Consider the following 16,927-nt stretch of genomic DNA (forward strand, 5'->3'; position numbering starts at 1 on the left):
TCAGGCCTGATAGGCCAGCCGCCGGCCGAAGCGGCGGATGGCCTCGTTGAAAGCCTCGCGCTTCTGCCAGATGCGCTGGCGCCAGGCCGGGCCCTTGGGCGGGCGCCGGTAGAAGGCGCACAGCGCGCCGTCGAGGAAGTCCTCGGCGGTGATCACCGGCTCGGCCGGCGCGTGCTCGCCCGGAAGCAGCGTGCTGCGATAGCATTCGGCGGCGAGTATGCGCATCGCACGGTACTTCTCGCGTGCGCTCGGCGCCGGTTCGGCCGCGGCCGCGCGCAGCCGCCGCGCGGCGGCCTTGCAGGCCTCAGTCCGGCGCGGATCCGCCGTGCCGGCGACGATGTTCTGGATATGGCAATCGCGGTGCACGCTGCCGATCAGGGCGACCGCATCTGGATCGGTCACGCCGCCGAAACGGAAGCTCACCGACATTGCGGCATCGACATAGCCGACGTGATGCCACCAGAACGCCGGCATCAGGATGGTCTCGCCGGCCTCGACCACGACCTCGACGCCGCCGGCATAGGCGATCAGCGCCGCACGCTCGGCATCGTCCATCGCGTTGACCGCGACGGTCGAGAAGATGTCGATGGGAAACAGCTTGAAGCCGGATTCCGGCGGAAACAGCACGATGCGCTTGCGGCCGAACATCTGATGCAGCAGGACGTCGCGGCCGTCCCAGTCGGTGTGGAGATCGGAGGCGTTGCCGGCATTGGCGACGAACATCAGCGAATGCGCCTCGCTCGCGCTGCGCTGCGCGAGCGGATTGCCGTAGCCGCCATGCACTTTCTCGATTCCGACCGCACCGAGATTGCAATCGTCCAGGATTCTCTCGGGCGTCGGCTGCTCGCTGGTGAGCGCGCGCGTCGTGGGCTCGCGCTCGATCAGATCGAGATAGTCGCGCAGCAGGCCCGGCTTCTTGTCGATTGCGATCGGGGCGCTGCTGCCCTGCACGAAGTTGCGGATGTTGGCGAGATGCGCATCGATGTAGTTGACGCCGATCATGACCTGCAGGTCGCCGAGCGCCTCGCGCACCTTCTGCGCGTCGGTCAGCTCGCCGAGCAATTGTCCCTTGAACAGGCCGGAGATGACCGCCGGCTGGCGGCGCTCGAGCAATTCGTCCCGGCGTGCGGGCAGATCGGCGGCATCATAGGTCGCGATCACCGGCTGATCATGGCGAGATGACGTCATTGCAGTCGCTCCAGTTCCTGACGCAGCAACAGCTCGGCCTCTTCCTCGGACAGATCGTCGATCTCGGCCGTCGCGACCGGTTGAGGCATGGCAGGTGTGGACCGTGCAGCGGGATCCACAAACAGGCCGCCGAGATGGTCGAGCAGCGCCTCGATGGTCGGATAGTCGAACAGCAGGGTGGCATGCAGCGGCGCCCCCAGCCGCTCGCCGAGATCTTCGCGCAGCTCCAGGGCGGCAAGAGAGTCCAGGCCGAGATCGAACAGCCGCGTCCGCGGCGCGATCGTATCGGCATCGGCCAGACCGAGGACCTGGCCGAGCAGCTCGCGCAGATGCCGCTCGATTGCAGCGCGGCTGCGGTCGGTCGCCGGGCGCGCCGCGATGGAGGACATGGCCGGCGTCGGGGACGCGATCTTGACTGCGGCTCTGCCGGAGGTCGCCGTGGATTCACCAGTCAGCCCGCGGCGGCTGGCGGCGCGGAACACGAAGCCCCTGGCTTCGAGCAGCGGCGTGTCGCCCATCATCAGCTGCACGCCCGCTGTCGGAGAATTTCCCGAAGCGCTCAGACCGTCTTCGCGCCAGGCGACGCACCCCAGCGCGGCATCGATGCGCTGCGGCCACAGGCGAAGCTGATCGATGCGGAACGGCAGGTACGCGATGTCGCTGTCGCGGCGGTCCCAGAAGCGGCTGAGCAGTTGGAACGAGCTGTCCAGCAGCCCGGGATGAATGATGGCATCCGTGACATCGACCAGATGCGCGGGACGCCGCAGCTCGGCTGTCAGCTCGCGGCCATCGCAGTGGATCGCATCGGCCCATTGAAACGACGGTCCGAGGTCGAAGCCCTGTGCCACGAGGTCGTCGTAGAATGCTCTACCATCGAGCGCGCCGGATCGAGCTGGCGCGCCGCCGTGCCGCTCCCAATCGCGGGGAGCGCTGAGAGGCAGATCGGCGCGACCGGTGACGTGGGTGGTCCAGGCCTCGTCGTCGAACGGATCGGAATCGGCGCGCCGGCTGATGAGGCGGATGCGATGGCCGCCAGGCTCCGGCGTCAGCACGAGCTGCATGACGATGCCCTGCGGCGGCAGATGCGCGGCCTGCACCAGGGTCACGTCGCGCAAGGTCAGCGGGCCGGCTGCGGACAGTGTCCGCAGGCCGGTGAAGATCATGGCGAGATGCCAGGCGGCGGGCACGATGACCTCGCCGAACACGCGGTGCTCGATGAGGAACGGATCGCGTCCGGCGAGCTCCGTCTCGAACCGCGCCTCGCCATGCGACTGTGGCAGCGCGAGCCTGCGGCCGATCACCCGCGTGTTGTTCGGTGCCGGCGTGGCCGGCGCGGCCGCGGGCGCCAGGCGGATCGGCCGCCGGTTGAACGGCGTGTTGGGCAGCGGCACGCGTGGCGCCGGAGGCTGGCTGGCTGCGACATCGGCCGCCGATCCGTCGACCGCGAGCGCGGCCAGCGAATGGCGCATCTGCCAGGCATCGGCGACGCCGGGCGCGACGCTCGGCAGCCACGACATGTCGGCATCGGGCAGGGTCTGGCGGCCGAGCCCGATCAGGACCGGCTGCGGGCCGATCTCGATGACGGCGGCGACGTCGCGCTCCGCGAGCTGCCGCAGGCTGTCCTCGAAACGCACGCGCTCGCGCGTGTGCCGGCACCAGAGTTCGGGATCAGCGAGGTCGGCGGCGCTCACGGTGGCGCCGGTGAGATTGCTGATCAGCTCGACGGTCGGCGTCGTGAACTGGACGTCCGACACAGCGTGTCGGAGCGCGGGGAGGATCGGCTCCATCGCCCGTGAATGGAAGGCGTGGGAGACGTCGAGGCGCTGGGTGGCCAGGCCGTCGCGGCTGCAACGCGCGATGAAATCGTCGATCGCCCGCGCCGGGCCCGCGATCGTCACGCTGCGCGGTGCATTCGTCGCCGTGATCTCGACCTCGCCGCCATAGCGCTGCACCAGCGCTTCGATCCGCCCGGCATCGGCGCGCACCGCCGCCATGGCGCCGCCCTCGGGCAGCGACTGCATCAGGGCCGCACGCCGGCACACCAGGCGCAGGCCGTCGTCAGGGCTGAAGACGCCGGCGACGCAGGCCGCGGTGTACTCACCGAGGCTGTGGCCGAGCACGACGTCCGGCACCACGCCCCAGCCGCGCCACAGCTCGGCCAATGCAAGTCCGAATGCGAACAGCGCCGGCTGGGCCCATCCGGTGCGGCGCAGTTGGACGGGATCGACATCGCCGAGCAGGAGATCACGCAGCGGCACGTCGAACTCGCGCGCGGTCAGCGCGATCGAGCGTTCGATGCTGTCGCGGAACACCGGCTCGGAGGCGTGCAGCGCGCGCGCCATCGCCGGGCGCTGCGCGCCCTGGCCGGTGAAGAGGAACGCGACCGCGCCTCCGCTGCGGCGGCTGGCCTCGCCGATCAGCAGCGCCGGATGCCGACTGCCCGAGACGGCTGCATCGAGCGCGGCTCGCGCCTGGTCAGGCTGATCAGTGACGATGGCGAGCCGGTGTCGCAATGGCGTCCTGTGCCGAAGCATACTCGAACAAATGCTGGCGAATTCATTCTGGTTGACGCCCTGGAGCCGGTCGCGCATCGCACCGGCCAGCAGCGTCAGCCCTTGCGGTCCTTGCGCCGACAACAGCAGCGTCGACGCATGCGCAACTGAGACGGGCTCCGCTTCCGACCTGGGATCTGAACGCTCCACGACGACATGCGCATTGGTGCCGCTCATGCCGAATGAGCTGATGCCGGCAAAGCGCAACTCGGCGCGCGCGTCCTCGAGACGCGATGGCAGCGTGAATGGCAGGGCGCGCCAGGGAATGTCGGGGTTCGGCGTGCCGACACCCGGCTGCGGCGGCAGCTGCTGATGCTTCAGGATCAGCAGCGTCTTCACGACCCCGGCAAGGCCGGCCGCGGCTTCGAGATGGCCGATGCTGCTCTTGACCGATCCGAGCGGAAGCTCCGTCGTGCGCTGCGGCGTGTTGAACACGGCGGCGAGCGACTCAAGCTCGATCGGGTCGCCGAGCCGCGTGCCGGTGCCGTGGGTCTCGACATAGCCGACCGCCTCCGGTGGTACACCCGCCGCCGTCAGGGCGTCACGGATGACCTGCTCCTGCGCGATTGCGTTGGGCACAGTGAGCCCGCTGGCCGGTCCGTCGTGATTGACCGCGGCGCCGCGCACCACGCCGAGCACGTCGTCTGCGGCAGCGTCCTCCAGCCGGCGCAGCACGAGCACGACGCAGCCCTCGCCGCGGCCGAAGCCGTCGGCGTCGGCAGAGAACACCTTGCTGCGGCCATCCGGCGCGAGCACGCCGGTGCGCGACAGGAACAGCGTGACCTGGGGCGTCAGATGCAGATGCACACCGGCGACCAGTGCGAGGTCGCACTCGCGGTTCTCCAGGCTCTGGCAGGCCAGATGCAGCGCCACCAGCGAGGAGGAGCAGGCGGTGTCGAGCGACAGGCTCGGTCCGTTCAGCCCGAGCTCGTGCGACAGCCGTCCCGACGCGAAGCAGAGCAGGGCGCCCGTGCCGGAATAGGGACCGATGCACGCGGGATCGGCGCCGTAGAGCTCGCGCGGTCCATATTGCGGCTGGCCGATGCCGACGAACACGCCGGTGCGGCTGCCCCGCAGCGTGCCGATGGGCACGCCGGCATTCTCGATCGCCTCCCATGCGACCTCCAGCAGCAGCCGCTGCTGCGGGTCCAGCGAGGCCGCCTCGCGCGGATTGATGTTGAAGAATTCTGGATCGAAGCCGTCGACATCGTCGAGAAAGGCGCCGCGCCGCACATAGGTGCGGCCGGGCGCGCGGCGATCGGGATCGAACAGGGCGTCATTGTCCCAGCGGCCCGCCGGCAGCTCGCCGATGGCATCGCGGCCGGAGCGGAGCAGATCCCAATAGGTGTCGAGGTCGGCAATGCCTCCCGGCAGGCGGCAGCCGGCGCCGATGATGGCAATGGGGGCGCGTCGTCGCGTCATGCCCGCACTCCGGTCAGCTCTGACGGCCGATCGAACAGCTCGGCGTCGAGGAAGGTTGCGAGCTGGTCCACGGAGCCGTGCCTGAACAGCGTGGTCTGCTCGATGCGGTGGCCAAGGCTGGCGCGGATGCGGTTGCGCAGGTCCAGCGTGGCGAGCGAGTCCATGCCGAGCGCGAAGAAGCCGCGCGTGCGATCGATCTCGGCAGCACCGGCGAAGCCGAGCACCGCGGCGACGAGGCCGGCAAGATGGTCGGCGAGCGCAGCACGGCGGCGGCGTGCGGGCAGGCGCGCAAGCTCCATCCGCAACCGATCGTCCGCCGAAGGCTCCGGCCGGACCACGCGCAACGGCACGGCGCCGGCCGTCGCGGCCGCCTTGGGCTGCGGCGCCACGAACGCATCGACCAGGGCAGGCGGCGCGTCGGCGCAGGCGCTGGCGAACTGCGCCCAGTCGACGTCCAGCACCGCGGCCTGCGGCAGATCGGTCCTGATGAGTTCGCCGAGCGCCGCGAGACAGATTTCACCCGGCATCTCGCGCAAGCCCTGCCGGGTCCACTCACGCCGCGTCGCCCGCTCGCCGGCGCCGACCATGCCGAGGCCGGACCACGGTCCCCAATTGATGCTGAGCGCCGGCAGCCCCGCCGCGCGCCGATGCTGGGCGAGCGCATCCAGTCCGGCATTGGCGGCGACATAGCCGGCGAGGCCGGGAGCACCCAGCAGCCCGAACGCCGAGGAGAACAGCACAAAATGATCGAGCGGCTGGCTGCGGGTCAGCTCGTGCAGATGCCAGGCGCCGTCGAGCTTGGCCGCAAGCACCGCGCTGATGCGATCCCAGCTCTGGGTCTCGATCACGCCGTCATCATGGCTGCCGGCGGTGTGGAAGACGCCGCCGAGCGGCGGCATTTCGCGGCTGCATGCATCGAGCAATGCGGCGACCTCGTCACGCCGGCCGAGGTCGGTCGAGCGCAGCATCACCGTGACGTTCTGCGCCCGCAGCTCATCGGCAAGCGCGCGCGCTGCCGCCTCGGCCGAGCGGCTCGCGATCACGATGTGGGTGGCGCCGCTGGTGGCGAGCCAGCGGGCGAGTGCGGCGCCGAGCGCGCCGCCGCCGGCGATCAGCTGGGTTCGCCCGGTAAGATCCAGTGGCCTCGTCGCGGCCGTTGCGCCGGACGCGCGGAGCCGCGGCACGCGCGCGCGGCCGTTGCGCCATGCCATCAGCCATTCCGCCGGCGCGCTGTCACTGAGGTCGCCGATCAGCCAGTCGGCAAAGGCGGCGTCGCTCAGGGCCGAGGCGTCGATGTCGACCAGCCGCATGCCGAGCCAGGTCTGCTCACGGCCGAGCACGAGAGGGAGGCCCTGCAAAGCGGCGAGCGCGACGTCGACCCGGTCCTCTGCGCTGGCCGCCATGGCGCTTCGGCTGAGCGAGAACAGCCGCCTCGGCGGTCGCGCGAGCCGGGTCAGCCGCTGCAACAATGAGAGCAGGCGTGGTCCCATCGTCGTCAGCCGCTCGGCCGGCGTGCTTTCGGCCGTGAATTCGGCGGACGACGCCCGCATATCGATCACGGCCTCGACGCCGTCGTCGAGATGGCGGAAGCCGTCGACATCGTCGGTCGCGACGATGCAGCGGACGCCGCGGCGGCCGAGCGATGTCGCGAGCAGTAGAGCCTGCGCGGCGTGATTGGCCAGCAGCAGCCACGGCCGTACCATCGACGCGGCGGGGCGCGGCGGGAGCTTGCGCTGCGGCGCGTCGATCCATTCGACCACGTGCAAGTTGCGTGTGAGGGTCTCGGCCGGACGCGCCGAGACGGCACGGACGAAGGTCAGGCCGCTGATGCGCAGCACCGGTGCGCCATCGGCCGTGGAGGCATCGATGTCCACCACGGCGGCCCTGCCGTCGGCCGTGACGCTGCGCAGCCGCGCGTGCGACCAGGCGATGGTCCCTATGTCCCCGAGCAGGTCGATGCGCTCGCATCCGGCCGGAATGCCGCAAGGGATGGCAACCGGCAGCGCGGCCTGTGCGACCAGCAGCGCCGCGTCCAGCCGTATCGCACCGGCGAGCGCTGGCGGCACGTCGGCGGCGCCGATCTGCCCGAGCGCCTCGCCTCGGCCGGTCGTAAGAGCCGCGAGACTCGCGATCGAGATGCCCGGCTCGCAGCCTTGGGCACGCAGCCATTCGGCGAGTCGATCGATCGTGTCGTCTGTTAGTTCATGCCGGAGCGCGTCGAGCTCTGCCGTCGCCGTGCCAAGCCCGTCCACGACGACGTCGCCGATCTCGGCTTCGGCATGAACCGTCCAGCTCGCTGCAGCGTTACGGCTTGCGATCCGCACGCGGCTCGTCCCGGCGCCCTGCGGCAGCAGCACGGTCTGCACGTCGACGCCGTGATCCGGCAGATGCAGCGGCCGATGAAAGACCAGCGACGACAGGCGCAGCGGCGCGAGGCTGATCGGGCAGGCTCCGCCGGGGCCGCTGCCATGCGCCTCGATCATCATCGCGAGCATCGCCGCCGCCGACAGCGTCGCGCTCTCGCCGATGCGGTGCGTCTCCAGGGCCGGCCACCGGCCGCCGCCGAGTCTGGTGGCATGAACCGCTCCGTCCAGCGCGAGCGGGATCATCGGACCGATCAGGGTGGCCGGATCGGGTGTCGGCACTTCGACGCGTGGGGATGATTGCGGTTCTGCGTCCGAGCTCGGGTCGATCCAGTAGCGCTTGCGCTCGAACGGCGTGGTCGGCAGTGCGACGCGCCGCGGCGGCCGGCAATCGAGGCTGCGCCAATTGATCTCAGCGCCCCGCACAAACAGCTCGCCTGCCGCCCGCGACAGGGTCTGCCACGCGGACTCCGTCGGCACCAGGCTCGGCAGCAGCGCGACCGCATTGTCGGCAAGGCAATCGCGGGCGACACCGGTGAGCACCGGCCGCGGCCCGATCTCGATGAACACATTGGCGCCGAGCGCAGCGGCCGTCGCGATGCCGTCGCGGAAGCGGACCGGCTGGCGCACATGGCGCACCCAGTACAAGGGGTCCATCAGCTCGTCATCGATCAATCGTCCGGTGACGTTGGAGACGATGCTGATCCGCGGCCGCCGCGGATGCAGCTTGCGGCAGGTGTCGCCGAACGGCGCCAGCATGCCGTCCATCAGCGGCGAGTGACCCGCGCGCGAGACATGCAGCCGGTGGACCTCGATGCCCTCGCGGGCGAAATCGGCGAGCGCGGCTTCGACCGCGGCCGGCGCGCCCGAGATCACGCAATTCTGCGGGCCGTTGTAGGCCGCGATCACGACCTCCTGGCCGGCCACGCGGCGCTCGACGAAGGCGGCGTCGGCGAACACGACGCCCATCGCGCCGTCAGGCGTCGCCTGCATCAGCCGTCCGCGCATCGCGACGAGCTCGACGGCCTCGGCAAGGTCGAGCGCCCCGGCGATGCACGCCGCCGTCACTTCGCCGAGGCTGTGACCCATCACCACGGCCGGCGTGATGCCGGCGTCGATCCACAGCCGCGCGAGGGCATATTCGAGCGCGAACAGCGCGGGCTGCGCGTAGCGCATCTGCGCGATCACGTCCGGCTCGCCGGGGGCGGGGTTCATGATCTCCAGCAGCGGTCTGTCGAGGAACGGCGCAAACAGCTCAGCGCATTCGTGCAATGCGGCAGCAAAACCCGGATGGCTGCCGGCGAGCTCCTCGGCCATCCCCGGATATTGAGAGCCCTGTCCGGTGAACAGGAAGGCGACCACGGGCGCGTTGCCGGCCGTGCCCGCCATCACGTCGGAATACGGCTCTCCTGCGAGATGGCTGCTCAGCTCGCGTTGCCAGTCGCCCGGGCCACTGCCGACGATCGCGAGCCGATGCGGCTGTGCGCTGCGGCCGGCGGCCGCCGTCGCGGCGATGTCGCCCGGCGCCTGCGTGCCGCCGACGGATGCGAAATGATCGAGGTAGCGGCGCGCGAGCTCGTGCAGCGCCGCGGGCGAGCGCGCCGAGAGGACGAGCAGATGGTGCTGCCGCGGATCGTCGGGACGGTCGTCCGGCCGCGGCGCTTCGGCGAGGACGACGTGCGCGTTGGTGCCGGAGAAGCCGAACGAGCTCACGGCGGCGCGGCGGCGCCGGCCGTCGCGCCGCTCCCAGGCTTGCAGTTGGATTGGAATGCTGGCCGGGATCGCTGAGAGATCGAGCAGCGGGTTGATGGCGCCGAGATGCAGTTGCGGCGGGATCGCGCCGTGACGAAGCGCAAGCACCGCCTTCATCAGTCCGGCGAGGCCCGCGGCCGCCTCGGTGTGGCCGATATTGCTCTTCACCGAGCCGATCAGCAGCGGATGCTCGCGGCCGCCATGCACGGCGGCCAGCGCGTTGAACTCGATGGGGTCGCCGAGCGGCGTGCCGGTGCCATGCGCTTCGACATAGTCGATGTCGGACGCGGCGATGCCGGCATCGTCGAGCGCGCGGCGGATGACAGCCTGCTGCGCCAGGCCATTCGGCGCGGTGAGGCCGTTGCTCGGGCCGTCATTGTTGACGGCGCTGCCTTCGATCACAGCGAGCACGGGGTCGCCATCGACCAGCGCGTCGTCGAGCCGCTTGAGCGCGAGCACGGCGCAGCCCTCGCTGCGCACATAGCCGTTGGCCTCGGCTGAGAACGGCTTGCAGCGTCCGTCGGGCGCAAGCATGCTGGCCTGCGAGAAGGCGATGCTGAGCTCGGGGCCGAGGATCAGGTTGACGGCGCCTGCCAGTGCCATCCGGCAATCGCCGGCGTGCAGCGCCTTGACCGCGAGATGCACGGCAACGAGGCCGGCAGAGCAGGCGGTGTCGACCGACAGCGCCGCGCCCTGCAGCCCCAGCGTATAGGCGATGCGCCCCGAGGCGATCGATCCGGCGTTGCCGGTGCCGTAGTGGCCGTCGAGCCGTCCGGCGGCGCCGGCGATGCGCTCATAGTCGTGTCCGAACAGGCCAATCAGGACCTGCGTGTCCGAACCGGCGAGGGCGGTGGGATCGATGCCGCCATGCTCCAGCGCCTCCCAGCTGCATTCGAGCAGCAGGCGCTGCTGCGGATCCATCGCCGCCGCCTCGCGCGGCGACAGCCCGAAGAATCCGGGATCGAACTGATCGACATCGGCGATGAACCCACCGCGCCTCGTCGTGATGCGTCCGGGACCGCCGGCGGGATTGCAGAGAACGTCCGCATTCCAGCGCGTGGCCGGGACATCGGTGATGCCATCGCGGCCTTCGCTGAGCAGCGTCCAGAACTCATCCGGGCTGGTCACGTTGCCCGGGAAGCGGCACGCCATCCCGATGATCGCCACCGGCGCCGCGGTCTGGCCTGTCTGCTGGTGGCGAGCGGTCGATGATGAGGCGCTGCCGCGCGGGGCGGCCGCACGTTTCGGCGCAGAGGATGGCGCGATCAGGCCGTTGACGATCTGCTCCGGCGTCGGATGACGGAAGAAGAAGGTGGCATCGATCGCGGTGCCGAGCGCGCGGTTCAGCCCGGCCCTCAGGCTGTGCAGGTCGAGCGAGTCCAGCCCCATCGCATGCAAGGTGCGTCCAGGCGCGAAATCTTTCGCGCGCGCCGGCCCCAGCACATCGCGCAAGGTAGCGGCGACGATCTCGGGCAGATCGCGCGCGCTGACGATGGGCTGGCCGGCGCTGCTCGTGGTCATCGCACCCAGGCGGTCCGCGTCGTATTCGATCAGCACGCCGGCCTCGCCGCCTGCGGCGTAGCCGGGGAAGGCGCCGGGCAGCACGTCGACGATGCGAGCGCCGCGCGCGGCATGGAAACGCAGAATCGCGTCGACCGGCAGCCCGTTGGCATCGCGGCGGGCGACATAGGCGGCGATGATGTCGTCGTCAGAGGCCGCGAAGTCCCGGCACAGCGTCACGCCGACGATCGTCGTCGCGCCGGCGGCGCGGGCGAGCCGCAGCGCCAACTGCACCAGCGCCTCGCCGAGGCCGGTCTGGGCGTGATCAGGATCGACGCAGACTCCGAGCAGTTGCGCAACCATGCCGTCGGGCGCGTGCAGCGTCTCGAACTGTTCCGCGGGCAGATCGCGCAACGCCCGCGCATCTGCGATCCGCTGCGTGTAGATCGCACCGATGATGCGCTCCTGCCGCAGCACCACGATATGATCGCCAGAAGCCTGGTGGATGCGCCGCAGGAGGCGTTCCGGCCGGCTGCGCAGCGGCTCCGGCCAGCAGGCCGTATCCAGTGCGACAAGGCCGGCGAGATCGGTTTCGCGGGCCGCGCGAACCACGATGCCCGACTGATCCGCCCCGGTGTCGATGGCGAACCAGGCCCGCACCTCATCGTAGGTTGGGCTCGGTGCGGGAATGCGCTGCTCGGCCACGGCGCGCTGCAGGCGTTGGAGGATCGGCGCCTCGAGCGTCACATGCGACAGTGGTGAGGAACGATGCTCGGTCATGACTGATCCACCCGCCGGGCCACGCGCTCGGCATGAAGGCCGCGCATCAGACCATCATGATCGCAATCGAGCTCGATCAGCTCGAACTCTCCGCCGATCAGCTCGCGCCAGCCCGCAGGCGCAGCCGGATTGCCGCGCACACGCGCGTGGAAGAAGGTGGCGTGTCCCATGGTGGGCGTGGGCTGATAGGTGCCGAGCAGCTTTCCGCAGCGGACATAAGCCTCGACGATCTCCTCCACCTGGGCGGCGGTGATGTCCGGCGGAAACTCGCCGCTGCGGCTCAGCACCGCGGCGGCTCTCGCATAGTCGAGCGTCGCGTCGTCGGAGGCCTCGCCCGTGAGGTCGGCGATGATCTCTGCCTTGCTGACCTCCCATCCGCCCGCGGGCTTGACCGGCGCGTCGAGCAGCAGCAGCGACGCCACCGTCTCTCCCTCCGCCGCGAGCTGGCGGGCGATTTCGAAGGCGGCCACGCCACCGAAGGACCAGCCCATGAGATGATAGGGGCCGTGCGGCTGAACGCTGCGGATCTCCCGGAGATAGCTCTGCGCCTGCTCGACGAGGCTCGCCGGCCCCGCGTTGCGGCCGGTGACATCCTGCAGTCCGTAGACCGGGCGTGGCACCGACAGGCGCGAGACGATGTCGAGATAGCAGAACACCGTTCCGGTCGCCGGATGGATGCAGAACAGCGGCGGCTCGGCGCCGTTGCCGCGCAGCGTCACCAGTGCCTTCGCCGGTTGCGCCGGGACCGTGCCGCGCAACAGCCGCGCCATGCCTTCGATGGTCGGGTCGGCGGCAATGTCGCCGGCTCGCAGCTTGAGGCCGAACTCATTGCGGCAGCGCGCGATCAGTTGGATCAGGATCAGCGAGTCGCCGCCCAGCTCGAAGAAGCTCGTGGTGACGTCTATCGACGGCGTCTGCAGCAGCTCCTGCCAGATCGCCTGCAGCCGGAACTCGATGTTGTCGCGGGGCGCGATGGTGCGACCATCGGATGAGACATCCGATCCGTGCATCGTCGCCAGCGCACGCCGGTCGATCTTTCCGGCCGGGTTGAGCGGCAGGCTGTCGAGTCGGATGAACTGTGCCGGCAGCATGTAGGACGGCAGGTGCTCGGCGAGATGGCGGCGAAGTTCGGACGGCGCAGCGTCGGCACCGCTTTTCGCTGACCACCAGCACACCAGACGCTGATCGCCGCGGCTGGCCTCGAGACCGACGGCCGCAGCCTCCACCGTCGCGTGCCGGCGCAACACCGCCTCGATCTCGCCCGGCTCGATGCGGAAGCCGCGCAGCTTGATCTGAGCGTCGCTGCGGCCGAGGAATTCGAGGGTGCCGTCGGGAAGCCAGCGAGCGCGGTCGCCGGTCCGATACAGCCGCTCGCCCGGTCGGCCGAACGGGTCGGCGATGAAGCGTTCCGCGGTCAGGCCCGGGCGATCGAGATAGCCGCGCGCAAGGCCGCGGCCGGCGACGTAGAGTTCGCCTGCGGCACCGATCGGCAGCGGAGTGAGCCTGTCGTCGAGCACGTGGCAGCGCAGGCCGAGGATCGGGCGGCCGATCGGCGGCGTGCGGTCGCCGGCGAGCGGAGCGCTGAGCGAGGCGCACACTGTCGTTTCGGTCGGGCCGTAGCCGTTGATGAAGGTCCGGCCGGGAGCCCACAGCCGTGCCGTCTCGGCCGGGCAGGCCTCGCCGGCAACCACCAGCACGCGGCAACCGTCGAGATCGCGCGGTGCCATGACGCCGAGCGCGCTCTGCGGCAGGGTGGCGTGGCTGACGCCGTGCCGCCGGGCGAAGTCGACGAGAGCGTCACCCGGCAACAGGTCATCGGGCGAGCCGACCACGAGCGCGGCGCCGCTGCCCAGCGCCATGCAGATCTCCCACACCGAGGCGTCGAAATTGGGCGAGGCAAATTGCAGCACGCGATCGCCAGGCCCTGCGCCAAACGCGGCGCGCTGGGCGCGAATCAGGTTAGCGGCGCCGCGATGCGGAACCATGACGCCCTTCGGCCGTCCGGTCGAGCCGGACGTGTAGATCACGTAGGCAAGGTCGTCGGCCGAGATCGCGGGCCGCGGCTGGCGCGGCTTATTGCCGGTCGCAGCAGGCACGTCCTGTTCGTCGATGCCGATGCGGCGGACTGCCGGAGGGAGCCAGGCCGCCGCGCCATCGGTCAGCACGCGCTGCACGCGGCTGTCAGTGATGATGAAGCCGAGGCGGTCGGGCGGATAGGACGGATCCAGCGGCACGTAAGCGAGTCCGGCCTTGAGAGCTGCCAGCGCGGCGGTCACGAAGCCGGCCCGGCGTTCGCAGGCGATGCCGATGAACTCACCCGGGCGCGCGCCGTCATCGCGCAGCCGGCCGGCCAGGCGATCGGCGGCGTCGTGCAGCTCACGATAGGTCAGGTGGCCGAAATCGCCGATCAGCGCCGGCTCGTCGGCATGGTCCCGGGCGGTTTCGTCGAGCAGCTCGGTCAGCGTCTCCTCGGCAAGGACCATCGGCGTGGTCGCGTTCCAGGCCGCGATCTGCTGCAGATCCCTGGCGTCGGCACCGAGCAGGCGATGCAGCGGCAGATCGCGGTCCGCCGCGGCCAGGCGCTCGATGACGGCGATGAAGTCGTCGGCCAGTCGCGCGATATCCTCCGCCGCGAACCGGCCGGCGTCGTAGCTGAACGCGAGCTCATATGAGTCGCCCGGCATGACGGCGACAGCCAGGGGATAATGCGTATGCTGTTCCACGGGCAGCGCGCGAATGGAGAGATCGTCGAGCATCCCGTCCATCGACGTGGCCGGCTGGTTCTCGAACACCATCAGGGTCTCGAACAGCTCGCCCTCCGCGCGCTCGGTCCAGCGCATGATGTCGCCGAGGCCAGCATATGCGTAGCTCATCCGTTCCGCCTGCTCGGCATGAAGCCGCGCCAGCCACTCGCCGGCGCTCGCCTGCTCCGTGAGCCTGATCCGCGCCGGGACCGTGTTGATCAGCAGCCCCGCCATCCGCGCGATGCCCTCCACTTCCGGCGGGCGCAAGGCGATCGTGGTCCCGAACACCAGATCCTCGGACGAGCACAGGCGCGACAGCATCATCGCCCAGGCGCCCTGGAGCAGCGTGTTGGCGCTGACATGGTGCCGCCGTGCCGCATGGCGCAACGCGGTCGACCTGTCCTCGCCGAGCATCCGCTTCAAGGCGCGCTGGCCGCTGCCTCGGGCCGGCGTCGGCAGCGAGATGCGCGCCATCGTCGCCGCGTCGGCAAGGTGTTGGCGCCAGAAGCTTGCGCTCTCCTCGCGATCCCGTTGGGCGAGCCAATGGACGAACGCGGCAAACGGCGCGCGCGGCGGCAGCGCCTCGATACGGCCGGCGGCAAGGGCCGCGCGCGCAACGAACAGGTCTTCGAGCACGAGCGACAATGACCAGCCATCGAGCAGCACGTGATGATTGCTGATCACCAGGGCGTGGCGATCCGGCGCGAGGCGCAGCAGCATCAGCCGCAGCAGCGGCGTGCCGTCGAACCGGAACGGCGTCGTCATGTCATGCGCCAGGAGATCGCGCAGCGTCTGCTCGGGATCGTCGTCAGTGCTGAGATCGCGCGTCTGCCATGGTGCCTCGGCATCGGGCCTGATAACCATGACGTAGCGGCCGTCACGCTCGCCGATCGTCGTCCGCAGCACGGCATGGCGGGCCACGACCGCCTTCCAGGCGGCGTGGAGGACCGCTTCATCGAGGCTGCCCGTGATGATCATCGCGGTCTGCATGCGATAGGCGCCGGCCGCGTCGTCATCAAGGCTGTGGCGCAGCAGGCCGAGCTGCAACGGTGTGAGCTGCAGCTCTTCCGTCTCTGGCCACGAAATATCCGGCGTGCGGACCGCCGGCGCCGCTGCGGCCTGATGTTGCACATGGGCCGCCAGGCGCTCGACCGTCGGCTGCCGGAAGATGTCGCGCGCACTGAAGACGAGGCCGGCCTGGCGCGCGCGCATCACCACCTGGATGGCGAGGATGGAATCGCCGCCGAGCGCAAAGAAATCCTCGTCGATGCCGATGTGATCCTGATCGAGGACTGACGCCCAGATCTCCGCGAGGCGTTTCTCGGTGACGGTGTCCGGCGCACGGCGCGCGCGCTCGGCCGCTTCCGCTTCGGACCAGGGCAGCGCGGCGCGGTCGACCTTGCCGCTGCGGCTGCGCGGCAACGCCGGCAGATCGATGATGCGCGACGGCACCATGTAGTCCGGCAGGAACGAGGTGAGATGGCTGCGCAACGCGTCGAGCGAAGGGCAGTCGTCCTGGCGCGGCACCACATAGGCGACGAGCTGCGGATTGCCGCGGGCTTCGCGCACCATCACGCAGGCGTCGGCGATCTCCGGATGACGCTGCAACGCGTGCTCGATCTCGCCGGGCTCGATCCGAAGGCCGCGGATCTTGATCTGGTGATCGACGCGGCCGAAGCATTCGAGCACGCCATCGTCGCGCCAGCGGCCGCGGTCGCCGGTGCGATAGAGCCGCGCGCCGGGCGGGCCGCCGGGATCGGCGATGAAGCGTTCGGCCGTGAGACCGGGCCGGTTGCAATAGCCGCGCGCGAGCCCGACGCCGCCGATGTAGATCTCGCCTTCGACGCCGGCCGGGACGTCCGCCAGCCAGTCGTCGAGGATGCGGATGACGGTGTTGGCGATCGGCGTGCCGATCGGCGGCCGCCCGCCGTCGTCGGCCGAGAACCGCATCATGGTCGAATAGATCGTGGTCTCGGTCGGGCCGTAGTAGTTATGAACGCTGGCAACGCGGCAGGTGGCGAGACGGCGCAATGTCGCCTCGGTCAGCGCTTCGCCGGCACTCACGACCCTCAGCCCGGCGAGTGCGCCGGGCGCTGCGGTGGTCAGCATGTTCCAGACCGTCGGCGTCGCCTGCATCGCGGTGACGCCGGCCGCGGCGATCAGCGCCGCCAGCCGGTCGGGAGCGGTGGCCTCGTCCTCAGCCGCCAGCACGACGCAGCCGCCGGTGACGAGCGGCAGCAGCAATTCCACGATCGAGATGTCGAACGCCGCCGTGGTGGTGGCGGCGAAGCGATCGTCGGGCGTGAGCTTGAGCTCCGATTGTACGGCCGCCAGCAGGTTGCCCAAGCCGCGATAGGTGACGGTCACGCCCTTGGGCCTGCCGGTCGTGCCGGATGTGTAGAGCAGGTAGGCGGCCTGGAGCGGATGCGCCGCGCGTAAGGCGGGCGCGGCAGCCGCAGCGCCGAGATCGATCGCGAGGACTGGCACCGGGGCTGGCAGATCCGCCGACGCGTCGGCAGTGATCGCAAGCGCGGGACGGGCGTCATCCAGCATGTAGCCGATGCGATCGCGCGGCAACGAAGGATCGATCGGCAGGTAGGCGGCGCCGATCCGCAGCACCGCGAGA

4 protein-coding genes (1 of these 4 running past the window's edge) are annotated in these 16,927 nt (G+C 70.2%); all 4 read right to left on the minus strand.

Annotated features, from left to right (window positions below; all coding sequences use genetic code 11):
• Tightly spaced (each overlapping or abutting the next), the 4 genes in view from ACQR2C_RS07145 to ACQR2C_RS07160 form a layout consistent with a single transcriptional unit that may run on beyond the window.
• On the minus strand, positions 1 to 1,188 hold the full coding sequence (locus ACQR2C_RS07145) for a cupin-like domain-containing protein (RefSeq protein ID WP_434880811.1): 1,188 nt from the start codon (positions 1,186 to 1,188) through the stop codon (positions 1 to 3).
• A complete protein-coding gene (locus tag ACQR2C_RS07150) occupies positions 1,185 to 5,162 on the minus strand; it encodes a type I polyketide synthase (RefSeq protein WP_434880812.1) in 3,978 nt (1,325 codons plus the stop codon). Before ACQR2C_RS07150 ends, ACQR2C_RS07145 begins: the two co-directional genes overlap by 4 nt.
• The gene (locus ACQR2C_RS07155) at positions 5,159 to 11,557 is read right to left on the minus strand and encodes an SDR family NAD(P)-dependent oxidoreductase (protein ID WP_434880813.1); all 6,399 of its coding nucleotides are present in this window, start codon (positions 11,555 to 11,557) and stop codon (positions 5,159 to 5,161) included. The genes ACQR2C_RS07150 and ACQR2C_RS07155 overlap by 4 nt, the downstream gene beginning before the upstream one ends.
• Positions 11,554 to 16,927 carry the 3' end of a non-ribosomal peptide synthase/polyketide synthase gene (locus ACQR2C_RS07160; RefSeq protein ID WP_434880814.1) on the minus strand. It continues 12,515 nt past the right edge of the window, so only the last 5,374 of its 17,889 coding nucleotides appear in the window; the start codon falls outside the window, past its right edge; its stop codon occupies positions 11,554 to 11,556. The genes ACQR2C_RS07155 and ACQR2C_RS07160 overlap by 4 nt, the downstream gene beginning before the upstream one ends.

Source organism: Bradyrhizobium sp. HKCCYLRH3061 (assembly GCF_051168015.1).
Taxonomy (GTDB): domain Bacteria; phylum Pseudomonadota; class Alphaproteobacteria; order Rhizobiales; family Xanthobacteraceae; genus Bradyrhizobium.

Excerpts from the sequence above, each read along its gene's own strand:
- ACQR2C_RS07145 (WP_434880811.1), bottom strand. The coding sequence starts at position 1,188 with ATGACGTCATCTCGCCATGATCAGCCGGTGATCGCGACCTATGATGCC.
- ACQR2C_RS07150 (WP_434880812.1), bottom strand. The coding sequence starts at position 5,162 with ATGACGCGACGACGCGCCCCCATTGCCATCATCGGCGCCGGCTGCCGC.
- ACQR2C_RS07155 (WP_434880813.1), bottom strand. The coding sequence starts at position 11,557 with ATGACCGAGCATCGTTCCTCACCACTGTCGCATGTGACGCTCGAGGCG.